Raw genomic sequence first — 22,412 nt, forward strand, 5'->3', positions numbered from 1 at the left:
AAGCCAATTCTAAGAAACCCAAAACTACCTTCACACTATTCAACCAACCTCCAGATTTTGGAAGTGATTTCAGCATAGATGGGAACATCGCGAATAGCACAAATGGAACAGCCAATGCTAATGAAAACCCTAACATACCAATCGCAGGTCCTAGACGTTCACCACGCGTAGCAGCTTCTACCAATAGCGTTCCGATAATAGGTCCCGTACAAGAAAAAGAAACTACAGCTAAACTAGCCGACATAAAGAATAAGCCTACAAGACCACTTTTGTCCGAGTTAGCATCTATTTTATTGACAAAAGAACTTGGCAAAGTAATTTCAAAAGCTCCCAGAAATGAAGTCGCAAATACCACTAACATTAAGAAGAAGAAGAAATTGAAAATACCGTTGGTAGAAAGTTCATTCAGCGCTTCAGGTCCAAATGCAATAGTAATCAACATCCCTAAAGCCACATAAATAACGATTATAAACAAACCATACATAAAGGCTTGTGATACGGCTTTAGAGCGAGAACCAGCTTTTTTGGTAAAGAAACTCACTGTCAAAGGTACCATCGGGAAAATACAAGGCATAAAGAATGCTGCAAAACCACCTAACAGTCCTGCAATGAAGATTCCCCATAAGGAGGTATCATTTTGGGAAGCATCTGTAGTCAAGTCAGTTGTTGCCGTGTTCTGCGTTGAATCTTGAGAAGCGCTATCCTGCCCTAAAACGACTTCCTCATTACCGTCAGAGAATTCAACATCATCAAAACTAACGATAGAATCTGTGTTCTGCTCGATTCCATCTGAAAATTCAACATCAGTTAAATTTACTATAGAATCCTGAGCCACGACATTATTAGAACCCCATACTAAGGCCATAATAACTAAAAATTGCAAAAATAATTTCATAAAGTCGGCTTTAATCTTGTGAATAAGATCAGTCGAGTGAAACACTCGACTAAATCTATTCTAACACAAACAATTCCTAAACAATTAGGATGAAACAAAAATCTATATACTAGCCAATTAACGGCTTTGCTAATCTAGCTATTGGTAAAAAATCAGTAAATTCAAGATCTGTTGAAATATAACCTTCTTTTACTGGTTCTTCTTTCACTAGATCTGTACTTAAATATTTCTTGTTATCGTCACATAATAGGGTCACAACAACTGCATCATCTCCCAATTGCTCCTTCAATTTAATAGCTCCAATAACATTCGCTCCAGAAGAAATTCCTACCGCCAAACCCAATTGTTTAGCTAATTTCTGCGCCATAATAATTGAGTCGCCATCAGAAGCGCATATCACCTCATCCAATTCATCCAATTTCACAATCGCTGGTATAAATTCATCAGAGATTCCTTGAATTCTATGGGCCCCTACTTTATATCCAGTTGTCAAAGTAGGACTTTCTTGCGGTTCCAAAGGATGAATTTTTACAAATGGATTGTAATTTTTTAATTGCTTACCTACGCCCATTACAGTTCCGCCAGTTCCTACACCAGCCACAAATGCATCGGCTACCAAGCCTTTTGATTCCAACTGAAGAGCAATTTCTTTACCCGTAGTCATTTCATGTGCTTCCGCATTAAACATATTTTCAAATTGTCGCGGCAAGAAGACACCGCCCTGAGCAGCCAACTCTTCGCTCAATTTTATACTACCCAAAAAACCGCCCTCTTCTTTACTAATCAATTGAATATCAGCTCCCATACTTTTTATAATATCGATACGCTCTTTACTCAACCAATTTGGCATAATGATTTTTACATCATGCCCCAAAGCCTTTCCAATAGCCGAAAATGCAATACCCGTATTACCACTTGTCGCTTCCACGATCATATCATCCGGACGTATTTGACAATTCATATAAGCTTTGTACATGATATACAATGCCATACGATCTTTAATACTCCCTGTGAGATTATAATTCTCACATTTCACATAGATTTTCCCAAGTTTCCCTTTGTAAGTATAATGCAACTCAAGCATTGGTGTATTCCCCACAAGGCACCATAAATGATTGAATCGACTATCTAACTCTGGTGATAAACATTTGCTATAGGTAGAATTTAATGACATATCTCTATTTTATTCTCATTTAATTAATGATGTCACAAAATTGCATCAAATCCATATTATTTTCAACACATCCAAACATATTGTGAAAATTTTCCATAACAGCAACATAAAATCAATAATTTTTACAAACTAAAGCATATTTATTACCGCAGAACGAATATTGTATTGATTTACTCATTTGAAACATGCGTTTAAAAAAAAGGATTCGACTTATCGAATCCTTTTTTTTTAAACGCATTATGGCTATTGGAAAGTTATGTTATCTATTGTTGTTGCTGTTGTTGCATTTCCCAAAAATGGCGATAGGAATTTTGTGAAGTATTGACGGATGGAGCTGCAGTAGTAGTATATACAGGAATGGTAGGCTCAAGTACCTTTTCACCAAATCTATGTTGTTCATTTGAAATGATAACAGAAACAGTCAAAACCTGTTGTGAAGGTCCTTTGTATGTTCCTTTCACGGGAGTACAATCTTTAAAATCTCTTCCGTAAGCAATTATTATATGACGATCTGCAACCCAACAATTATTGGTCGGATCGATGCCTGCCCAATTTAATCCCGGTATATATACCTCTACCCAAGCATGAGTAGCCCCCTTCCCACGCATCTCGCTATTACTAGGGCATATATACCCCGAAATATACCGACATGGAATATGGAGCATACGTAGCATAGTAATTAGTAAATGAGCAAAATCTTGACAAACACCAGCTCTCAACGACCAGATCTCGTCAACCGTAGTTTCTACAGTAGTCACACCTTGACGGTAAGCAAACTCATTATAAATAAAATTTGAAAGAGTTGACACCACCTCAGAAGTATCTAATTCTGTAACACTTAATTTGTCAAAGACTTTCAGTATTTCAGATTTTGCATTCACATGTTCTAATTGTAAAAAATCCATAAAAGGATATTCCCATTGAATACGTGCTAGTTCATTTTTTTGCTCTGAAATTGACAAAGCTTGTTTGCGAATAGGAACATATGTCGTAATTACCTCTAAGTCTACGCGAATTTCTAATTCTGTATGTGGATCTACCACTGTAAAAAAACCTACTTGGTTACCAAAATAGTCTTCAAAAGTATCTATTTGTACATGAGGTTTAGTTGTAATCAATTGCGATATGATTTGCTGGTTGGCGTCCGATTTTGGATACAATATCACCTGATTAGCGCTATCTGTAACAGATGATGGATATTGATATTTAGTAACATGAGTAACGTAATATTTAGGCATAAAATCTCGTATTAATAGATATTTCCAAAGTAATCATTATTTAAAACTCGATTGATATCCAAATAATATTTCTCAACTGTATTGAGATAATTGATTTGGCCATCAAAATCATTTGGCACTTGTATATATTTGATGTAAGAAGAAGCTTTACCCGTAATAAAATTCAGATCAGGATGATATAAACCAATTTCTTCCTTTTTCATCATCTTCAAATAAACAATTATACGTTCCCAACTGTAATCTAGCGAGCACGGAAAATTACTATTCTGCATAATTTGCTGATAGACAAGTTTAGGATCTAAGTTCCCAACATGCTCACGCAAATATGTTTCATATCCGCTAAGTGCAATAAGTAAATAGCGCCATCGTTGTTCATTAGGTTTGTCCCCGTCATCTTTATCTAGGGTAAGATGATATTTTAACAAATCCACCAATTGAATACCTCGTTCTATAAGCTTACCCAATTGCATGAAGCAAAAAGCTTCGCCTCTATTCATCGAATTATGAATGATACCATCATAAACCATTGCTTGCTTAATAAGTTGATCCATTACGGTCATTGGATCGACCAAAAGTTGACCTTTCAGATTAGCATCCTTAATCAAATGATAAAAATCATTTAACGATTGCCATAATTCTCTATTAATATGATCTTGTGCACTTCGTGCATTCTCTCTCGCCTTGAAAACATTATTCAGAATCGAGAAATCCTTTTGTCCGTCAAATATTATCTCGCCCAATACTTCACTTCCGTTATTATCCATTGGATAATTGAGCGAGAAATGCTTGGCTATTTGACTCCAGTCTACCTTGACTAATCCATCTTGGTCTGAGATTTATGTGGAATTCAAAACGCGTAATTGTATACCTGTTCGCTCCATATATCGACTCATCCAATACATATTTTCTGCAACTCTGCTCAGCATATTTTAATTTCTTAATTAATCAATTATCCAAGTATCCTTACTACCTCCTCCTTGCGATGAATTCACCACAATAGAGCCTTCTTTGAGTGCTACACGCGTCAGTCCTCCCGGAACAATCTCAATTCCATCAGGACCATACAGTGCAAAAGGCCGCAAATCAACTCTTCGTGGTTGCAACTCCCCATTAATGTAACATGGCGCACTAGATAATTTTATAATTGGTTGTGAAATAAACTGTCTTGGATTTTTTCGGATTTCTTGAATATAATCACTAATCTCCTCATCGCTAGCATTATCTCCGATCAACATACCATATCCGCCACTCTCATTGGTTTTTTTTACGACCATTTTAGTGATATTTTTAATCGTAAACTCCCGCTCATCTTCATTAGCCATTTGATACGTTGGAACAGACTTCAAAATTGGTTCTTCGTTTAGATAATAACGTATCATATCTGGCACATAAGTATACACTGCTTTATCATCTGCAACCCCATTGCCTAGCGCATTCACGATATTTACATTGCCTTTTCTATACACATGATACAAACCTGGCACACCTAGCATACTATCTGATTTGAAAACTAGTGGATCCAAAAATTCATCATCTACCCGCTTGTATATGACATCGACTTTACGTAGCCCACGTGTCGTTTTCATGAATACAAAATTGTTTTGAACAACTAAATCACGTCCTTCTACCAATTCAATACCCATAAGTCGTGCTAAGGTGGTATGTTCAAAATAAGCAGAATTATAAATACCAGGTGTCAACAACACCACATTGGGTCTATCGCTCAAATGCGATCCTAAGGCCAATAAATTTTTAATCAAAAGATCTGGATAATGACCTACCGGTTTAACTCTATTTTCGACCAGACGATTTGGAAATATACGTGAACTCATCTTGCGATTTTCCAACATATAGCTCACACCAGAAGGCGTACGAAGATTATCTTCTAACACATAATAACTACCATCCGAATCACGGATTAAATCAATTCCACTAATATGTGTATAGATATCAAACGGAACATCAACATGCATCATCTGACGCAAATAATTAGGACACGAAAACACCAAACTTGAAGGAATGATCCCATCACGTAGAATGAATTGCTGATGATAAATATCTTTGAGAAAAATATTCAACGCTTTAAGCCGTTGCTTGACGCCAGCTTCTATATGTTTCCAATCAGTGCATTCAATTATACGAGGAATAATATCAAAAGGAAAGATTTTGTCAATTCCTTCTCCATCATTATAGACGGTAAATGTAATTCCTTCTCGCATAAACAGCTTTTTAGTCATTTCATCCCTAAGATTTAATGAATCAGCATCCATCTCCCCTAAAGAATTTATCAATTTTTCATACTGAGGACGCAAAACCTCCCAAACCATCTCGTCATATACGCCATTTATAGGTCTATAAGAGGTTAATAATCCATTTTCCATGACTCAAATTTGAATTTTAATAAATAAATCAACTAAATATATAAATTTTAACACAAAAAGAATAATATTATTGAAATATTTTAACCAAAATGTATATTAAATTACAATAATAGTATTTAAAATTTTTAAAAACCCACTTAACACACTATTATACACCCAAAAAAAATGCATTTGCACGAATCATTACCCAAAATCCCAAGGCATTATCACGATTATTAGCTATAAAACAAAACAAGCCGACTGATGTCGGCTTATTTTTACAATTATATAATTACTATTACATTTTATATTTGGGGATTTGATGCATATTCGCTCCAGAGTTCATCCACATTTTTACCTGTCATTTGCACCCAAAAATCGTCTGTATAAGCTTTAGCACGCATTTGCGTATCCAAAGTTTTCATAATACCCTTCTTTTTATTTTTCTCTAACCATAAAAAGAAGCGTGCTGTAATTCGGTATGCATCCGTATACTTGTGGTTAGCACGGTACTCAGGTAAACTCCAGTTTGCACCAGCATTATCAATTCCCATGACATGTCGCACATAATCTGCAATACCCTCCGTTATCCAACCCGGGCCTGCGTTGTGCGGATAACTTTGCACCAAATGCATAGTTTCGTGTGTGACAATATCAATGTCCTTTGGATTTTTCTTAAACCATGCGGGACTAAATCGTATAACACCACCTCCTGCTGCAGCAATACCATCATAATCCGGATCAATCACAAAAATCACTTGCCTTGTAGATTTCTTATTATAGAGCTTCATTTGCTTTGGATAATTTGTAAAAAAAACTTCTTTTAATTTATCTCCTACGCTTCTGTCAAAATCATTGGATTTATTAATATATATTAAAGTAATGCCTTTCTTTTTTATTGTATCAACTTGGATCGCCTTTTCTATATCTTTTGTTACGTTCGACCAATTTCGCTGCGCATACAAGGATTGATTTAGACCAATAGAACACAAAAATGTGATTAAGATGCACTTTTTAATAAGAGTAAGTGTTAAAAATTGTTTTTGTTTGTGGTTAACATACATAGGATAAAATGGTACTTAAGGTAAATAGTTTATTTTTGGTAGATCAAAGTAAATATATGAAGATTAATTTATAAATCTATGGAGATAAAAAAAACAGATTGCGTTTCGAATGAATTGATACCAAAAAACTTAAACCTGTAATTAGAAGTCGCTATTTACTCTATAAAAGTGAACATAAATGGACAGTAGAACAAAAGGAAAGAGCTAGTTTACTATTTGAACGCTACACTGAAATTCAAAAGGCTTACAAATTATGCCAAGAACTATCTTGGATACACAACACAACTGTAGATAAAATATATGCTTTTACACGACTAGCTAAATGGGCTGAGAAGGTAGAGCAAGCTGGGTTCAAGTCTTTCAATACCGTGTCAAGAACTATAAATACGCATCACAAAAAGATTCTAAACTACTTTGATAACAGAAGTACCAATGCTTCAGCAGAATCTTTTAATGCAAAATAAAAGCATTCAGAAGTCAGTTTAGAGAGGTTCGTGATATCAATTTTTTCTTATTCAGATTGACTAAGTTATTTGCTTAGTCCACAGGTTTTGTACATGATCCTATAATAATGCAAATATCCGATTATTTTTCTTCTACTCCACAGGTTTTGTACATGATCCGTAATTATTTCCTTTTGACTTCTCTAATATCCCAAAACACTCTCCCACATAAATAATAACTAAATTATTTACTTAGTCCCGAGGTTTTGTACATGATCCCATTAATAATCTAAGATAAAAATTTCCCCAAACATGTCCGAAAATAGAAAAAGCCACTGAATACCAGTGACTTTTGTCGGGGTGGCAGGATTTTCTATCACACCTCTAATGCGTTGATTATATTATTGTTAGCAAGTAATCTATCAAGAGAGGTAACCGAATAGGTCTCCTTTAATATGTCCTACTTTGTAGGCTTTTGAGTTCTCTTGACAGAACCTTTTCCAATCAGTCAATGTACTTTGTTATCATAAAGATACGAAAGTCCTTTGATAACAACAATCCTTTTTTTCATAGAATTTGGTCGCCAAATCAATTCCGTAAACAGCCAAAGCGAGAACAAGCACGGACAAGAGCGGTGGGGTTTTGCAAGCCACAAATGAGCGAGGGGAGATCAAGTCGGTTACCAACTCTCTTTACACTTTGCTTATGCTTAAATGATGCAATAGTGATGCTATTATGATGCAATTGGTGCAATTCAAAAGAATAGACTATTAGCCATTGGAAATCTTGGCTTCATTCTGACTTTAATCTCATGGTTTTATGTTCCATTCTATTGTTTTCAATCTGTCCGCTACTGCTGTCAAAGTTTTTAGTATGTCCTTTTCGGGTGGAAGTTCCCCAAAAACTAATTCGCTGAAACTTTTTGTGTAAGCATCTTTGATTTTATTCCAAGTGTCTGTTGTATCAGAAAAAATAATTGCTGTCGTTGGGTGATTGGCTAACCATTCGTTGTTGTTTTTGAAACTTGTAATGTCATCATTTGCTACTCGCAAAAGCATTGTTTTAAATTCGTCTGATTGAAAGAAAGATTTCAGATTTTCATCTTTCAGCATCAAATGAATGTCGTAAGTATGACGGATTTTGTTTCTTAAATCGGTAATGGGTTCTTGTGTTTGAGAAAAACGCACCAAGCTCATAATTTTTTCGCACAACGTTCTTTTCGGGTTCAGCACCAATACCTCAAATGGATTAATTCCGTAGTCGTCAATGAGTGTTTGTTGGTTGTTCTGCAACATCATTTCGTAAATGAACGAACTTACACTTGCGGTTGTGTATGGTTCAAAATTTCCTAACCAAGTAGATTCCACAATAATAATATCCCGCACTTGCCCGAAATGTCCCGTGAAAGTACGAGGGTAATTGTGTGCTGTTTTGCGTATCATTCCGACTTTATTGGTAATTCCGTCAATGTCTATTTCGGGAAGTACGTCTGAAACGCATTTGGAAATCTTTTTGATTTTTGTTTTCAGTTGGTTTCCCGTTTCGCTTTCATTTCTCAACACGACCAAATCAATATCTTCCGAAAACCGTTGTATCATTCCGAAGCATTTTGATAACGCTGTACCTCCTTTAAAAACGGTTTCTTTGCCAATGTCATTTTTAAAAATATTGAACAAAGCGAACGTTACCCAATAATCTTTTTCTATATAAATTTCCTTTATGCTTAATTGCTGTGATGTAGCAATAACAGCATCTTGAAAAAGTTCTTTATTTTCGTGTAGCTTCATTTTATATTCCAATTTTCTGCGGTTGCTAATTGTTTTTCGCTAATGCCGTATTCGTATTCCGAAAGCGGGTTTAAACTTTTTTTCAATGCTGTCAAATCGCTTTCAGTTTTTATGTTTTCCAATAATGCACCGAGAAAACTCCGTACTCGTGGTGGATAAGCCAAACCGCACTTTACCAAAAGTTTTGTTTCTGTGGGATTGAGTTCTTTCAGTTTTGTTAAAAGTATTTTGATTGCAGAACTTTTATCCAAGTCAGGAATTTTTTTGAAATCCTTTAACGCGTCCAATAACTCCAACAAGTAAAAATTTTTATCGGTTACGTCCACATAACTTTTTACAGGGCTTGCTTTTACGTTGCCATTTGAAACGGTAATCCGTTTATCCCGACTTGCAATTTTTATGCTATTGGGAATTTGTGTTGTCAAACCCAAACGGTTGTATAGCGAAGTTCCTGTGATGTAGGCAATACGTTTGCCTTTTTCAAACAGATAAGGTTTTAAAATTTCTTCTTCGTTGGGTTTCAGTTCGCCAAAAACAGTTTTCTTGGGCTTGTAAAACACACCTGTCGAAACTCTTTTGATAATCCCTTTGGCAATCAGTCGTTCAATGGCTTTGGCTGTCGCAGAAAACTCCTGTGGTTCAATATCCAATTGCTCGTATTTGAACGTAGTTCCGTCAGCCAACTTACTGATTTGTTTCTGTATGTTTTGTGTAACTCCCATTGCTCTGCAAAGGTAGTGAATATCATTTAATCGTCAAGTAAACGAAACAAAATACTTGACATTTAAGTAGATGATGTTAAAGCAAAGTGTATGACTTGTGGTATTCAACCGCAGGCAGGTATAGTCTGCTGTTCTGGCATATTGAATGTTGTTTAAGATTATTCCAAAAATAGCTATATTTCGCTTTATTGGCTAATGTTGCACATATAATGCTATTTATTATTGTCCTTCACAAACACAGGCATCTATATGAAGAATGGTAAAAATTATGTAGTGAGGATTTATAAGACGTTTTTAAGCATTGCTTTAGGATCCTTTTTACGAAGTTCCTCCAGTTCCTTCATAATTTCTGCAGTTTTTAATTGCGATTCTTTACTTGGTCGGTCGTTAAAAGCTAACGTACTGCTCACAAATCTATTATCGCCTTGCCCTGCATCCTGAGTAAGCAGTTGCATCACTTGATCTCCATCATATTGGTCGTATGTTAATGAAAGTCCAGAAGAATGTCCATTTTCAGTTTTCTGCCCATCATAGATAAATCCACCACATTCAATACCATCTTCATTAAAAAATAACATTCCTGAACGTTTTTTTCTTCCCTCATTGGTCGGTCTGTGATTTATTATGTCAGTTCCATTAGGGAAGCGTTCAACATTTGTAATGATCATTTTTACTGTTCCATCTTTTTCTACGATGTTGATTCTCTCGACATCTATTTCACTAAATTTTTGGTTGCCATTTTTTTTAAATGCAGTCGATGTAATAAATGTAATTCCTACAACAGTAGCAATTGCAAAAGTTCTTAAAAATACTAGTTCTTTGTTCATCTTTTTAAATTTTAAAGTTTGATGAAGCAAAAGTATTTTGTAGTTATTTCTTTCTCAAGAGCAAAACAATGAATACAGGAAATAATCGGTTGAGCTAAGGAAGATTAAACGTGAGTCGGTTTTAGAGTGTCGCACAACGGCTCGGCGACTTGGCGAAGTAGCGAAGCTGTATCGAAGATACAAAAGCGGAGCTATTTAGCCAAGTCGCTTGTTGTAAGCAGTCCGCGCAGTGGCGGCTTACGGCAAGCGACGTAAGTCGCCGAGCCGTTGTTAGCAAGGAGCGCAGCGGATTGCTAACAACGGCTCGGCGCTTGGCGNGGAGCATAAAACTGTCAATACACCACAAAAGTTGATGCGAGGGAGAATGTTTAATTCACCACTTTACCCGCCATTGAGCCAAACGCCTGTTATGTGCTGTTAAATTTGTCACGGCTTTAATGGAGTATTAGTTCTATAAACAGTATAATTCTCACCACCAATAGTTACAATCTTGGAAGTCCAAACGTCTTCTGTTCCATTCTTTTTGGCATCTGATGCGAGCTTGTTAAAACTTTCTTTTGAAATATAAACTTCATAGGGATAATCACGAATATCTGAAAGCTTGGCTGCAAAGCTAGGAGCTTTTCCAATCCATATCAAATCATTATTGTTTCTTATGCCGGAACGAACTGCCCTAGCTTCGCTGGTGTCAATACCAACACAGTGCTTGATTTTAATATCATTGTCTCGTATTGATTTAAACTTTTCCTTTGCTTTAGGGTTTATTAAATTTGTTACTACCCAATCGATGTTTCGAGCACAGTTTGCAGCAGATGTATTTGGTGTAGTTCCTTTAAAAACACCCATTACTCTATCCCCATCAAAACTCCTTACTTCGCCACCGTGATAACGAATAAGACGAACAGCTGTATCTAAATAAGAACGAATGATTTTTGCTGTTGTTTGCCATGGACATATTTTAGCTAGTATTGAAGAACCTGCCAAATCTGCATATAGGAAGGTTGCTTCAATTTTAACAGCACCATTTTTTAAAGCAACATCAGTCGTTTCGGGGATGACACTTCCTGTTCTTTCGTCCCAAGCTATATTTAAGACGTTATTAACTTCTTCAGTTATAGTATCTATTATAGCCATTATTTAAAATATTCGTGTGAAAGATAGATAGAAATTAGCCAAGGTATCACTGCAGTACCTAATAGGATAAACGAAATCTTTAAAAATTTAAATTTCAGTTTAAGTATTTGTGAATTAATGTGTATTTGACAAAGCATATCCTCTAAATATTCCTCATCACTTGATTGTTTTGTTCTACGTTTAAATTCATCAAATTTCATTTCTGAAATTGTTCCGAAGTAATTCAATGATGTATTCTGTGAAAAAGTTTTGGGATATTGACTTCTGTAAATAAATAATAGGCTTCCAAATAATAATAGTGCAGTAAGCCCAAATACAGTATAATCGCAAATAGTCCAGTTAATCATTTTTGAACTTGCAGAAGCAAGTATTCCTAGCATTGCTATTATAATTCCAGTCACGAATACAGTTCGACTGTCGTGTCGTCCAACCCATTCTAGTTTTCTTTGAAGGTTTGTCTCAGCTTGATTTATTTTCTTGTCTAAGTTCATATTTAGATATTTAGTTCGGTTTTAATGGCACATAACGTTTTGCAGCTTGCTGAAGGCGGGGCTTTCGGAGCACCAACCTGTCAAGCCACTACTAATGTTTATTAAATGCTTTAATGTTCATATTTGCACGTCCGCCCCGCTTTTGGCAAGGTGCTGTTGAACTAAACCTCCGGTAGCCTTTCTATCGTCTATAAATCATAGTTTTATATGTGAATTAAATATACTATTATGGTAACAAAAAAAAGAACCGGAGGATTTACGGTACAATAAATTTCTCCATCGCGCCTGTCGTGAAGTTACAGGATTCGAATCACTGTTGCAACGATTTGAGCGTAATATTTCAGTCTTAGGCCGTAGTAAACGTACCTTCGAATGCTATAGCCGTCATGTGGCTGCGATGGCATTACATTTTGGATGTCTTCCCACGGAGCTAGATGCTGAACAAGTTCAAGACTACCTTTATCACTTGCAGCAAAGAAGCAAAAGTCCATCTCAAACGTATTTTAAGCACACTGTCTATGGTCTTCGATTTCTATTAAAAACCGAAAATCTTCCGTACGACCATCTTCATCTACCGTCTATTTCCAAAGAGAAAAAGCTTCCTGTTATCTTGAGTCGGGAAGAGATTTGGCGTATGCTTCAACAAGCGGATTTACTTAAACATCGTTTATTGATTGGATTAATTTATGGCTGTGGTCTGCGTTGTATGGAAGTACGTAATCTAGCCTTAAAACATCTTGATTTTGATCGTAAGCTCCTTCATATTGTTCAAAGTAAAGGCAAAAAAGACCGCTATGTTCCACTTTCTGAGCACCTTATTAGAGGGTTAAAAAGTTATATTTCAGCAGAACATCCTACTACCTTTTTATTCACAGGCAATAGCAAAGAAGGCAAAGGTTTTGATTCGCGTTATAGCCAGCGTGGCGTTCAATGGGTTGTCAAAACCGTTTGTAAAAAGGCCGGCATCCTCAAGGAGGTACATACCCATACGCTACGGCACAGCTATGCTAAGCATTTGTTAGAAGATGGTGTGAATATTCTACAAGTTCAAAAGCTTCTGGGGCATGAACGGGTGGAGAGTACGATGGAATACCTCCATGTTTGTCAGTTAGCCCAACAACAAGTCCATAGTCCTCTTGATACCGTTTTTGCTTTATGCAGCCGCACTGGGAAGTAGCCGATGTGCTTGAAAAAGTAGATTTATCACATCAAAACTTTACGGTTCACCAACAGAAAACACTAAGAGCTTTAACGTTATGTAGAACAGCCGCTTTGGGTGGTCATCTCGACGCATGTGATGCTTGTGGCAACATAAGTATCAGCTACAATAGTTGTCGAAATCGACATTGTCCGAAATGTCAGGGGCACAAACGTGAGGAATGGATTGCCGCTAGAGCACAAGAGTTATTACCTTGCTGGTACTATCACTTAGTATTTACCCTACCCGATACATTGAATACTTTAGCACTTTCACATCCGCAGGTCATTTACCGCCTGTTGTTTGAAGCCACTTGGTCTACCTTATCTCAGTTTGGTAAAACCGAAGGATTACAATTGGGTATGATCTCGATTCTGCACACTTGGGGACAAAATTTGAGTTTGCATCCGCATTTGCATTGTATCGTTCCAGGTGGAGGTATCGATGAAAATGGGAAGTGGAGAGGTAAAATTAAAACAGATAAATATCTGTTTTCAGTGCAAGCATTGAGTAAAGTCTTTCGGGCTAAATATGTCGCGTTGTTGCGTAAAGAGAAACTCACCGACTCTGATATCATCGCAGGTTTGTTCGAAAAGAATTGGGTAGTGTATGCTAAACGACCATTTGGTGGAGCCAAGCCAGTGATAGAATACTTAGGACGCTATACACATAAGGTAGCGATCAGTAATCATCGGATAAAAAGCGTAAGCCATCAAGAAGTTACGATTAACTACAAAGACTATAAAGATGGAAGTAAAACCAAGGAACTGAAGTTGAAACATGAAGAATTTGCCCGACGTTTTAGCTTGCATATTTTGCCGCGCAGATTTGTTCGTATTCGTCATTATGGCATTTTAAGTAGCCGCTGGAAACGGGGTAGACTTCAGCAATTACAAGATGCGTTAAAAATTATTAGACCCCAAAAAGCAGCCAAAATGCAACATCTTAAATGCCGCTGTTGTCATGAAGGAAATTTGGTTACGATATTGACTTTTGGAAAGAGAGGTCCACCAAAAGGTTACCTTCTTGACCCTAAACGTGTTTCTGTAAATTAGCTTTTACGGGTAAGGGAACTTGTGTTCAGAAGTGATGGTAATGAGCGTAGTAAACTGATTATTAAGAGTCAAAAGCCACGAAAAAACAAAAAGCAGGCCTCCACCTGCTCGAATATCTTCTAACCTAAAAATGAAAACTCCATAAAAATACGTGTCCAGTAACCGGTTCCGTTCAACGGGCTTTCATCTCTAGCCCTACGGGCAAGACGAAAGCTTAGTTATTAGCGATAGTTTTTATTTTTTGAAGTAGATTTTGTTCGCTAAGTTTTGAAGGTCAGCAGTGTCAGTATTGCAAAGAATAATTAGGATTTTGTCAAAGTTTTTATTTGTGATGATTTCAGAATTAAAGCCGTCAATATTTCCACTTCGTCTGTAAACATTTAGGTTTTCATCGTAATAAAATCCAAATGTAGGTTTTCCTGAAAGCCAATCAATGTATTCATCGACTTGAGGTTTTAAAAGATATTGAGTTTTTGATTTTTCGTAAATTAATGTATTGTCTTTTAAAGCGATTAAAAGTTTTAACAAGTCTTCAGTTGTCGAATATATTCCACCTGCTCCAAAATAATTTGAGATATATCTTCTGTCATTAAACAGAGGCTCGTCTTTTTTCCCTTCCCCGAAAGAATAGTTGTGATAACCGTAAGCCAAGTTTTTGATAACTTCATTTTCACTAACAAACCCTGTATTTTCCAATTTTAATGGTTTCAAAATTAACTCTTCGATTGATTTAGAAAATGGTTTAGTCGTAACTACTGCAATTATTTTTGACAACAACACAAAATCAACATTGTTATAGTTGAATTTTAAAGTGTCATTTTGCGATTTTTTGACAAACTCATTTATGTAGTCGTCAATAGAATATTTATTTACAACAGCTTTTATTGGTTCATTTTCCAAGCCTGAATGATGAATTATTAAATCTTCTATTGTAATGTTTTTACATTCTTCGGAAATATTGGGAATAAATTTTTCAATTCTGTCGTTGAAATTAATCAGACCTTTTTCTTGAAGTTGGATAATTGCAAGTGATGTAAAAAGTTTGGTTACTGATGCTATCGGAAATCGAGTTTTATTGTCAATTTCTACATCAAACTGAATGTTAGAAAAGCCTTTGCTTATTTTTTGAGTTTGGTTTCCGTCATAGTACAAAACCGTTCCGTTGAAATGTCCTTTTTCAAATTCTTGATTTATTATTTCTTCAATATTGTTTTGTCCGAATAAGATTAAGGGAATAAATAAGAATGTTGTCAGGAAAAATTTCATACTTTATTTTTTGCAGTTTGTTCGGTTAAAATTACCGCTAACGGCTCGGCGACTTGGCGAAGTAGCGAAGCTGTATCGAAGATACAAAAGCGGAGCTATTTAGCCAAGTCGCTTGTTGTAAGCAGTCCGCGCAGCGGCGGCTTACGGCAAGCGACGTAAGTCGCCGAGCCGTTGTTAGCAAGGAGCGCAGCGGATTGCTAACAACGTTTTGGGGCTTGGCGTCAGTGGCGGAAATTGAAGCGAAAAGTTTCAATTTAGCGACACAGTAAGCAAAAGCCAATTAATTGAATAAATTTAAGAAAAAAGTCAATATAATTGGCTTTTTGCGGAATAGAAAGCCGAAACTTCAATTTTAGCCTTAACCCGCCATTGCGCCAAGCCCTTGTTACCTGCTGGCGTATTGATTTAGCTTATATTTAATAAGTTCTTCTTCATTGAAAAATATTGTCAAATGGTCAGCCCAATAATAATTATATTCATTAACCTTAATTTCGAAAGCTGAAATGAAAATATAATTGTTTATAAATTTCAATTTCCAAGACAATGGAAGTTTTATTTTTTGTTTCATTCCTTTAGGAATCATAAAGCCAAACTTATTTTGAAATTCTTGGCTTTCACTTTCATCCCAATATATTTCTATTGATGAGATAGTTTCACCAATTAATGGTTTCCAATTATCATTCTCTGATACATTAATTGTTTTTATTCCTTCTTTTGATTCTATTTTAAATATTTCCTCAAAACCTATTCCGTAGCAATAGAATTCATTATCCCATTTTATTTGTAAAAGTTTGTCATTATCAAACTTAAAAATAACATTCATGTCAACTGAATGAATATTATTTGAATAATTCCAATATTCACAATCTGATTCATAAATTAATTCTTCGTAGTAGACTTCTTTAATTTTCTGTCCAACGAAGTTTGAATTAATCCTTTTTATATAATCACTTTCTTTTTGCGGAATGTTGGTCATACGCTTGCAGGTAACGGCTCGGCGACTTGGCGAAGTAGCGAAGCTGTATCGAAGATACAAAAGCGGAGCTATTTAGCCAAGTCGCTTGTTGTAAGCAGTCCGCGCAGCGGCGGCTTACGGCAAGCGACGTAAGTCGCCGAGCCGTTGTTAGCAAGGAGCGCAGCGGATTGCTAACAACGGGCCGCGTATTGGCGATGGGCGGGATTTTTAGCACTGAACTTTAATCGAAGAACGAAAGCTGAATTTTGCACTTCCGTTGATACGAAGCCGTTCAGCCCGCCTATTGCCAATACGATGTTATGCGGTCGCTTTTTGATGTTCAATTATTTGTTGTTTTAGTTCGTCTGAAATGTTTGTCCACAAAGTTTGGTCAGTCAAAATAAGTTTGCAGTTACATTCAGTTTCTGTCACTCCAGTTATTTGTCTGAACCAATCAAAATATGTCCATTCTCTTGGTTTCGGTGAATATAGAAAAAGTCCTTTGTTGTCCCAATGAACTTCTGTCGCTGTCCTATAAATAAGAGTAAAACGTTCTTTATTCGGCTTAATAAAAAGTCGTTCTCTGTCGTCAATACCAATTTCTAAAATTTTGTCTGTTGTCATTAGTTGTCCTTGAATTGGTCTTCGTATGCTTTCACGTGATGAGGAAATTCTTCTTCATAAAATGGATATGGTACGCCTAAAATTGTAACTTCAAAAACGTCACTATCCATACCGTCAATACTTGTTCCTTGCCCTTTAATTTCAACTCCATCTGAGGTGATGATTTTCAGTGTTGGAATGTCAGATGTTGCAATGAGTTTGTCCTCGGGATAATCGTTAATAATCTCAATTCCATTTGTCATACAATATGATTTGAAAAATTCATATCCCGATGAAATGTCATACAGTTTTATGTTACCAAAAACAACACCCATTGGTGCGTCTGCTTTTTCAAGTTCAGTCGTTCCTATTACTTTGTCGTCAAGAAATATGTCATACCGTTTTGTTGTCATTGGTAGCGTGTTTCGTTAAAGTGCCGCATAACGGCTCGGCGACTTGGCGAAGTAGCGAAGCTGTATCGAAGATACAAAAGCGGAGCTATTTAGCCAAGTCGCTTGTTGTAAGCAGTCCGCGCAGCGGCGGCTTACGGCAAGCGACGTAAGTCGCCGAGCCGTTGTTAGCAAGGAGCGCAGCGGATTGCTAACAACGGCTCGGCAGCTTGGCGAAGAAGCGGTATTTCTGTACTAAACTTCCAAAGAAGCACTGACTTCAAATTTATTACAAATATTTCATAGAAGCACTTCACCCGCTTTTTTGCCAAACTGATGTTAGCAGAAGTTTTTATTTTGTTAGCTCTAACATTAATGTCAATATTCCAATTATCAGGCATAATGGAGAGTAGTACTTTGTGTCGTTTTGCCCAAATTTTGTCTGACTAATTTTCTTGAAGAAACCAACATATTTGAATTCTCCAATAGCCCGTAGGATAAAAATACTTGCAATTATCCAAAGTCCATATAGCTGAACTAGCCCGAGGAATAAGGAGCGTTCAAAATCTATTACATTTACCAAAACGACCAGTCCAAAGCTTAATAAACCAAATGCAACAATTAATGTTGGTATAATTCCCGGCATTGCTACGAGTGCATTGCTTTCTTTCGTTGGAATCACGGCACCATTTCCCCATTTCCCTCCAAATGCCCAATAAAAATGAAGTGCAGAAAGGAATAGAAATATACTTATTAACGGAATTGCTATTATTGTTGCCATATTAGTGCAAGTTAAAAATCATATCCATTTGTTTTTTATTGAATGATTTTGGCATATTTTTCATTGCCAAATTTCGCAACCATATTCCAAATCCATTTTCGATATGTGCCATTTTTCCGACTGTCCAACTTGTGTTTACAATTGTATGGGCTTTTTTTCTTCTTAGATTTTCATACGGTTTAAACGTGTTTTCAATAGCAGGTTCGTTGTCAAGAAGCTGACCTAAGACGTAGGCATCTTCAATGGCTTGGCAAGCACCTTGTCCCAAGTTTGGTGTTGTGGCGTGAGCTGCGTCACCGACTAAACAAATATTTTCACTTTGCCATTTGTGGATTGGTTTTAGGTCAAAAATATCGCTGAGTATGGTTTGTTCTTTTTTAGTAGCTGAAATAATGTTTATAATATCAGCGTGAAAATCACTAAAATAATCTACCAAATTTATATTGTCTGGTTGTATGTTTTTTGAGTTCGCCAATGCATACCAATATACTTTTTTATCGCTTATTTTTACAAAACCAAAGCGTTTTCCCTTTCCCCAAGCTTCATTAAGTTCGTTATGATATTTTTGTGGTAAATCTGTTTCACAAATTCCTCTCCAACAGATTTGGTTTGGGTTGCGTAATGTGCTTTTTTCAAATAATTGATCTCTAACTACTGATTTTATACCGTCTGCTCCAATTACAATGTCACTTTCAATCGTTGAGTTGTCTTCAAAAGTTAGTTTAAAAAGTTCTGATTTTTGAATCTTAAAAAGTCGTTTTGATAAATGAATATGGTCAAGACCAAGTTCGTCTATGAGTATTTTTTGTAGTTCTCCTCTATGGATGGCTGTATTCCGAACACCATATTTCTGTTCGTAAACACGTAGGTCTATTACATTTAAATTGTTTAGCTGTTCATCTTTAATTTTCATATACGAGATTTTGTTCCCGGCTTTTTCAATTTTGTGATGAATACCTAGTTCTTTAAAAACCTGCATTGCATTATTTGCTATTATAATCCCTGCTCCAACAGATTTTATTTCTTCAGAACCTTCAAAAACGATTGACTTTATTCCTTTCTGTTTCAATGTCAAGGCTGTTGTGAGCCCACCAATTCCTGCCCCAATAATACTTACTGTTCTTTTCATTTTGACTATTAATTTGAAAGGCAAAATTACTGGTGAAGACGCCAAAAAACGTTCACTTAAGTTAATTAGTGCAAATACGTTTTCTTATTCTGCTTAATGATTGTGGTGTAATCCCTAGATAACTTGCGAGATGTCGTTGAGGAATTTTTTGAAAGAGCAAAGGATTCTCTTTTAAAAGTTTTAGGTACCTGTTTTCAGGAGAATAGTATAATAAATCTTCTATTCGTTTTTTTGCAAAAAAATAGACTTGTTCCGTCATTTTTTTCGAAAAAAGTTGCCAATATGTTGAGCTGTTGCAAAGTCGCTCCCAATCGTTATAACTAATTAAACAGACGGTAGCGTTTTCTAATGCTTGTATATTTAGCTTCGATGACGAATTGCGTAAAAAACTATCATAATCTGTAAAAACGATATCTTCAAGTCGGTGGTCAAAATGAAATAGACAATTTACTTCCTCGCCATTTTCGTTTATATAAAAAGTTCGTAGTGAGCCGCATATCGTTATTCCGATAAAAGAACAAATGTTATTTTCTTTAAGGATGTATTCGTGTTTCTTTACTTCCTTAAATTTCAATAAGGAAAATAATTCATCAAACAATTCTTCTTTGATTTCAAATGTGTGTAATAATTTATCACGAAATGTTTGGTTCATAAAATTTCTGCTAACGTCCCGCAGCTTGGCGTCAGTGGCGGAAATTGAAGCGAAAAGTTTCAATTTAGCGACACAGTAAGCAAAAGCCAATTCATTGAATAAATTTAAGAAAAAAAGTCAATGTAATTGGCTTTTTGCGACATAGAAAGCCGAAACTTTCAATAATAACTTAACCCGCCATTGCGCCAAACCCTTGTTGGCGGTAGTTTTTATCTTATTCTGCTCAGGATTTCTTTCAGTTTGGGTTCAATTTTAAGTTCGTCAAATAGTTTTTTCGATAAATTTAAGGAGTTCTCAAAAGCCAAAACGATGTTTTTAGGATTTAAGTCAGATGTTACTTTTTTATACGCTGAATACCAAATTACATCAATGTCCTTTTCGAGATTTTTAGTCGGACTTTCCCAATGTTGCGTTTTGGTTGTTCTTACTCTTATAAGCCAAAGCAAGTATTTCTGAACATTTGATAAACTGTGATGAGCGTGAGCAAATTCTTCTCTTTTAATCAAGTTGCTTGTTGTCAGTACAACATTCAGTAATGATTGGCTTAACCACAAGATATTTTCATTTGTTATTCTTTCTGGGGATTTTGTTCCGATTTGATTAAGCGTTTTCGTTAAAAGTCCGTCTTTGTCGATTAGATTCATTTGGTCAAAATCGCTAAATTCAACAATTCCGTCCCAGGATTTGATAATTTCAATTTCCTCCGTTTTTAAAAAATGAAATTCTCCTCTGATCATATTCTCGAAAATAGCAACTTCGCTTCCATATTCGTTTGTAAAATATAAAGCCACAGGATGAATTTGATTTACCCATTTTTCTGCCGAGAAATTTTCTTTATTTTTCAAGAAGATGTAAAATTCGATATCAGAATATTTGTCTCCTTCGTTTTTTGTAAATGAACCATACATAAAAACGGCGGAAATATTTCCGTCTTGTTGAGCTAATAATTTTGTTTTGTCAATCATTTGTAACTGTGTCATTTTTCTAATTTTTAAAAATTAATAATAGAAAACTCCATTACTTTTTAAAAGCAATGAAAAAGTTTGAGTTTATTTATTTTGGACAGTTACTTATAGCTTCATCGGATTATATTTTTTTATGTTTAACATTCTGTTTGGTAAAATTACCGCCAACGGCTCGGCGACTTGGCGAAGTAGCGAAGCTGTATCGAAGATACAAAAGCGGAGCTATTTAGCCAAGTCGCTTGTTGTAAGCAGTCCGCGCAGCGGCGGCTTACGGCAAGCGACGTAAGTCGCCGAGCCGTTGTTAGCAAGGAGCGCAGCGGATTGCTAACAACGGTTTACGGCTTGGCGATGTGGCGGATTTTTAGCACAAAAGTTCAATAGAATTACAGCCGTTGAATCTTGCACAAATGTTTCATAGAAGCACTTCAGCCGCCATATTGCCAAACCGATGTTACCAGTAGTGCTTCTTTCTGTCTTCATATTAATTTCGCTTCTCTTGTTAATTTACTTCTGTCTAAGTCAAATTCTTCACTGAACCAGTCAGTTAATATTTTCTCTATTTCGTTTTTATTAAATGTCTTTGGGTTTCGTCTTGACTTTAAGTACTTTTCTCTTGTCATTTTTTCGGCAACTTGTCCAACAGTCTGCAAGTCAAGTTCGTTTCCGATTTTGTTTACGAACCAAGATCCTGCGATTGAAAACACAAGTCCTAAAAGTCCGATTTGCCAATTAAAGAAAAGTCCAACGATAGAAGCAAGTAATATAATTGCAAGTGTCCCTGTAACCCAATGCGGTGGTCGTAAGATATTAAGTTTAAAACCTAATAGCTCTTCCAACTTTTGTGTTCTTGAACGCCTGCTTTCTCTTGGCAAAACGTCTGCAAGAGGAAAGTTTGTCGAGATAGTTCTGTTGTCTATTTGAAGTGTCAATGAAATTGCGTCACGTAATTTATAAAATGCTTGTTGGCTGGTGCAGTCGTCTGAATTGTCAAGTTGGATTTTATTTACAATATGGTCACAAAGTTCACCAAAAGTCGAAATATGCATTAGTTCGGTGTTACCAAACTTTATTTCAAATGACTTTTCAACTTTAACGAGTAAATCGCTTATGTCGTCTGGGTCGATATTTTTTAGTTCGTAGTCTGTCATAGCATTACTGGTAACGGCTCGGCGACTTGGCGAAGTAGCGAAGCTGTATCGAAGATACAAAAGCGGAGCTATTTAGCCAAGTCGCTTGTTGTAAGCAGTCCGCGCAGCGGCGGCTTACGGCAAGCGACGTAAGTCG

General features: G+C 36.1%; 23 protein-coding genes and 1 pseudogene. 3 read left to right on the plus strand and 21 right to left on the minus strand.

The window, feature by feature from the left end:
• From GOQ17_RS15180 to GOQ17_RS15210, 6 genes and pseudogenes are all read right to left on the minus strand, one after another.
• The coding region (locus tag GOQ17_RS15180) for a protein-disulfide reductase DsbD family protein (protein WP_317163282.1) at nucleotides 1–895 on the minus strand (895 nt) is incomplete at its 3' end.
• Nucleotides 896–1,004: 109 nt separating this feature from the next.
• A complete protein-coding gene (locus tag GOQ17_RS15185) occupies nucleotides 1,005–2,069 on the minus strand; it encodes a PLP-dependent cysteine synthase family protein (RefSeq protein ID WP_159638794.1) in 1,065 nt (354 codons plus the stop codon).
• A gap of 263 nt (nucleotides 2,070–2,332) precedes the next feature.
• Nucleotides 2,333–3,307, minus strand: a complete 975-nt coding sequence (locus GOQ17_RS15190) for a transglutaminase family protein (protein WP_159638795.1) — start codon at nucleotides 3,305–3,307, stop codon at nucleotides 2,333–2,335.
• A gap of 11 nt (nucleotides 3,308–3,318) precedes the next feature.
• Nucleotides 3,319–4,233: pseudogene (locus GOQ17_RS15195) on the minus strand (alpha-E domain-containing protein).
• A 15-nt stretch (nucleotides 4,234–4,248) separates the two neighbouring features.
• On the minus strand, nucleotides 4,249–5,688 hold the full coding sequence (locus tag GOQ17_RS15205) for a circularly permuted type 2 ATP-grasp protein (RefSeq protein ID WP_159638798.1): 1,440 nt from the start codon (nucleotides 5,686–5,688) through the stop codon (nucleotides 4,249–4,251).
• 284 nt (nucleotides 5,689–5,972) lie between these two features.
• Nucleotides 5,973–6,659: a basic secretory protein-like protein gene (locus GOQ17_RS15210; protein ID WP_236537169.1), complete on the minus strand. Its 687-nt coding sequence runs from the start codon at nucleotides 6,657–6,659 to the stop codon at nucleotides 5,973–5,975.
• Nucleotides 6,660–6,871: 212 nt separating this feature from the next.
• Here GOQ17_RS15210 and GOQ17_RS15215 point away from each other — a divergent pair, with 212 nt between their 5' ends.
• Nucleotides 6,872–7,195 (plus strand): transposase, encoded by a 324-nt coding sequence (locus tag GOQ17_RS15215; protein ID WP_236537171.1) that lies wholly within the window; start codon nucleotides 6,872–6,874, stop codon nucleotides 7,193–7,195.
• Between the two features lie 788 nt (nucleotides 7,196–7,983).
• Here GOQ17_RS15215 and GOQ17_RS15220 read toward each other — a convergent pair.
• From GOQ17_RS15220 to GOQ17_RS15240, 5 genes are all read right to left on the minus strand, one after another.
• A complete protein-coding gene (locus GOQ17_RS15220; protein WP_159638800.1) occupies nucleotides 7,984–8,961 on the minus strand; it encodes a nucleotidyl transferase AbiEii/AbiGii toxin family protein in 978 nt (325 codons plus the stop codon).
• A complete protein-coding gene (locus tag GOQ17_RS15225; protein WP_159638802.1) occupies nucleotides 8,958–9,683 on the minus strand; it encodes a DUF6088 family protein in 726 nt (241 codons plus the stop codon). The genes GOQ17_RS15220 and GOQ17_RS15225 overlap by 4 nt, the downstream gene beginning before the upstream one ends.
• Nucleotides 9,684–9,964: 281 nt before the next feature.
• Nucleotides 9,965–10,510, minus strand: a complete 546-nt coding sequence (locus tag GOQ17_RS15230) for a hypothetical protein (protein WP_201288643.1) — start codon at nucleotides 10,508–10,510, stop codon at nucleotides 9,965–9,967.
• Between the two features lie 426 nt (nucleotides 10,511–10,936).
• Nucleotides 10,937–11,644, minus strand: a complete 708-nt coding sequence (locus tag GOQ17_RS15235; RefSeq protein WP_159638804.1) for an adenylate/guanylate cyclase domain-containing protein — start codon at nucleotides 11,642–11,644, stop codon at nucleotides 10,937–10,939.
• On the minus strand, nucleotides 11,644–12,135 hold the full coding sequence (locus GOQ17_RS15240; RefSeq protein WP_159638806.1) for a Pycsar system effector family protein: 492 nt from the start codon (nucleotides 12,133–12,135) through the stop codon (nucleotides 11,644–11,646). The genes GOQ17_RS15235 and GOQ17_RS15240 overlap by 1 nt, the downstream gene beginning before the upstream one ends.
• 316 nt (nucleotides 12,136–12,451) lie before the next feature.
• Between GOQ17_RS15240 and GOQ17_RS15245 the strand changes: the two genes are divergently transcribed.
• Both GOQ17_RS15245 and GOQ17_RS15250 read left to right on the plus strand, forming a co-directional pair.
• A complete protein-coding gene (locus GOQ17_RS15245) occupies nucleotides 12,452–13,312 on the plus strand; it encodes a tyrosine-type recombinase/integrase (protein WP_201288644.1) in 861 nt (286 codons plus the stop codon).
• The gene (locus GOQ17_RS15250) at nucleotides 13,291–14,388 is read left to right on the plus strand and encodes an IS91 family transposase (protein ID WP_159638808.1); all 1,098 of its coding nucleotides are present in this window, start codon (nucleotides 13,291–13,293) and stop codon (nucleotides 14,386–14,388) included. Before GOQ17_RS15245 ends, GOQ17_RS15250 begins: the two co-directional genes overlap by 22 nt.
• 234 nt (nucleotides 14,389–14,622) lie before the next feature.
• Here the strand turns inward: GOQ17_RS15250 and GOQ17_RS15255 are convergent, their stop codons facing one another.
• The 10 genes from GOQ17_RS15255 to GOQ17_RS15295 form a co-directional block, all read right to left on the minus strand.
• Nucleotides 14,623–15,654, minus strand: a complete 1,032-nt coding sequence (locus GOQ17_RS15255) for a serine hydrolase domain-containing protein (protein ID WP_159638809.1) — start codon at nucleotides 15,652–15,654, stop codon at nucleotides 14,623–14,625.
• A gap of 385 nt (nucleotides 15,655–16,039) precedes the next feature.
• A complete protein-coding gene (locus tag GOQ17_RS15260) occupies nucleotides 16,040–16,630 on the minus strand; it encodes a hypothetical protein (protein ID WP_159638810.1) in 591 nt (196 codons plus the stop codon).
• Nucleotides 16,631–16,927: 297 nt separating this feature from the next.
• Complete coding sequence (locus tag GOQ17_RS15265) at nucleotides 16,928–17,233, minus strand: hypothetical protein (RefSeq protein WP_159638811.1); 306 nt, start codon at nucleotides 17,231–17,233, stop codon at nucleotides 16,928–16,930.
• Nucleotides 17,233–17,625 (minus strand): hypothetical protein, encoded by a 393-nt coding sequence (locus tag GOQ17_RS15270; protein WP_159638812.1) that lies wholly within the window; start codon nucleotides 17,623–17,625, stop codon nucleotides 17,233–17,235. The genes GOQ17_RS15265 and GOQ17_RS15270 overlap by 1 nt, the downstream gene beginning before the upstream one ends.
• Nucleotides 17,626–17,953: 328 nt before the next feature.
• Entirely contained in the window at nucleotides 17,954–18,382 is a 429-nt protein-coding gene (locus tag GOQ17_RS15275; RefSeq protein ID WP_159638813.1) for a DUF3995 domain-containing protein, read from the minus strand.
• A gap of 1 nt (nucleotide 18,383) precedes the next feature.
• Complete coding sequence (locus tag GOQ17_RS15280) at nucleotides 18,384–19,511, minus strand: FAD-dependent monooxygenase (protein WP_159638814.1); 1,128 nt, start codon at nucleotides 19,509–19,511, stop codon at nucleotides 18,384–18,386.
• A gap of 61 nt (nucleotides 19,512–19,572) precedes the next feature.
• Nucleotides 19,573–20,163, minus strand: coding sequence for a Crp/Fnr family transcriptional regulator (locus tag GOQ17_RS15285; RefSeq protein ID WP_159638815.1), 591 nt, complete (start codon nucleotides 20,161–20,163; stop codon nucleotides 19,573–19,575).
• Between the two features lie 209 nt (nucleotides 20,164–20,372).
• Complete coding sequence (gene lnu(H) / locus GOQ17_RS15290) at nucleotides 20,373–21,143, minus strand: lincosamide nucleotidyltransferase Lnu(H) (protein WP_159638816.1); 771 nt, start codon at nucleotides 21,141–21,143, stop codon at nucleotides 20,373–20,375.
• Nucleotides 21,144–21,452: 309 nt separating this feature from the next.
• On the minus strand, nucleotides 21,453–21,608 hold the full coding sequence (locus GOQ17_RS16255; protein WP_201288645.1) for a hypothetical protein: 156 nt from the start codon (nucleotides 21,606–21,608) through the stop codon (nucleotides 21,453–21,455).
• Nucleotides 21,605–22,276, minus strand: a complete 672-nt coding sequence (locus tag GOQ17_RS15295) for a hypothetical protein (protein WP_159638817.1) — start codon at nucleotides 22,274–22,276, stop codon at nucleotides 21,605–21,607. Before GOQ17_RS15295 ends, GOQ17_RS16255 begins: the two co-directional genes overlap by 4 nt.
• Nucleotides 22,277–22,412 lie beyond the last annotated feature (136 nt).

It is taken from the genome of Sphingobacterium composti (assembly GCF_009829075.1).
GTDB lineage: Bacteria > Bacteroidota > Bacteroidia > Sphingobacteriales > Sphingobacteriaceae > Sphingobacterium > Sphingobacterium composti.

Excerpts from the sequence above, each read along its gene's own strand:
- GOQ17_RS15185 (WP_159638794.1), bottom strand. The coding sequence starts at position 2,069 with ATGTCATTAAATTCTACCTATAGCAAATGTTTATCACCAGAGTTAGAT.
- GOQ17_RS15190 (WP_159638795.1), bottom strand. The coding sequence starts at position 3,307 with ATGCCTAAATATTACGTTACTCATGTTACTAAATATCAATATCCATCA.
- GOQ17_RS15205 (WP_159638798.1), bottom strand. The coding sequence starts at position 5,688 with ATGGAAAATGGATTATTAACCTCTTATAGACCTATAAATGGCGTATAT.
- GOQ17_RS15220 (WP_159638800.1), bottom strand. The coding sequence starts at position 8,961 with ATGAAGCTACACGAAAATAAAGAACTTTTTCAAGATGCTGTTATTGCT.
- GOQ17_RS15225 (WP_159638802.1), bottom strand. The coding sequence starts at position 9,683 with ATGGGAGTTACACAAAACATACAGAAACAAATCAGTAAGTTGGCTGAC.
- GOQ17_RS15230 (WP_201288643.1), bottom strand. The coding sequence starts at position 10,510 with ATGAACAAAGAACTAGTATTTTTAAGAACTTTTGCAATTGCTACTGTT.
- GOQ17_RS15235 (WP_159638804.1), bottom strand. The coding sequence starts at position 11,644 with ATGGCTATAATAGATACTATAACTGAAGAAGTTAATAACGTCTTAAAT.
- GOQ17_RS15240 (WP_159638806.1), bottom strand. The coding sequence starts at position 12,135 with ATGAACTTAGACAAGAAAATAAATCAAGCTGAGACAAACCTTCAAAGA.
- GOQ17_RS15250 (WP_159638808.1), top strand. The coding sequence starts at position 13,291 with ATGCAGCCGCACTGGGAAGTAGCCGATGTGCTTGAAAAAGTAGATTTA.
- GOQ17_RS15255 (WP_159638809.1), bottom strand. The coding sequence starts at position 15,654 with ATGAAATTTTTCCTGACAACATTCTTATTTATTCCCTTAATCTTATTC.
- GOQ17_RS15260 (WP_159638810.1), bottom strand. The coding sequence starts at position 16,630 with ATGACCAACATTCCGCAAAAAGAAAGTGATTATATAAAAAGGATTAAT.
- GOQ17_RS15265 (WP_159638811.1), bottom strand. The coding sequence starts at position 17,233 with ATGACAACAGACAAAATTTTAGAAATTGGTATTGACGACAGAGAACGA.
- GOQ17_RS15270 (WP_159638812.1), bottom strand. The coding sequence starts at position 17,625 with ATGACAACAAAACGGTATGACATATTTCTTGACGACAAAGTAATAGGA.
- GOQ17_RS15275 (WP_159638813.1), bottom strand. The coding sequence starts at position 18,382 with ATGGCAACAATAATAGCAATTCCGTTAATAAGTATATTTCTATTCCTT.
- GOQ17_RS15280 (WP_159638814.1), bottom strand. The coding sequence starts at position 19,511 with ATGAAAAGAACAGTAAGTATTATTGGGGCAGGAATTGGTGGGCTCACA.
- GOQ17_RS15285 (WP_159638815.1), bottom strand. The coding sequence starts at position 20,163 with ATGAACCAAACATTTCGTGATAAATTATTACACACATTTGAAATCAAA.
- GOQ17_RS16255 (WP_201288645.1), bottom strand. The coding sequence starts at position 21,608 with ATGAAGACAGAAAGAAGCACTACTGGTAACATCGGTTTGGCAATATGG.
- GOQ17_RS15295 (WP_159638817.1), bottom strand. The coding sequence starts at position 22,276 with ATGACAGACTACGAACTAAAAAATATCGACCCAGACGACATAAGCGAT.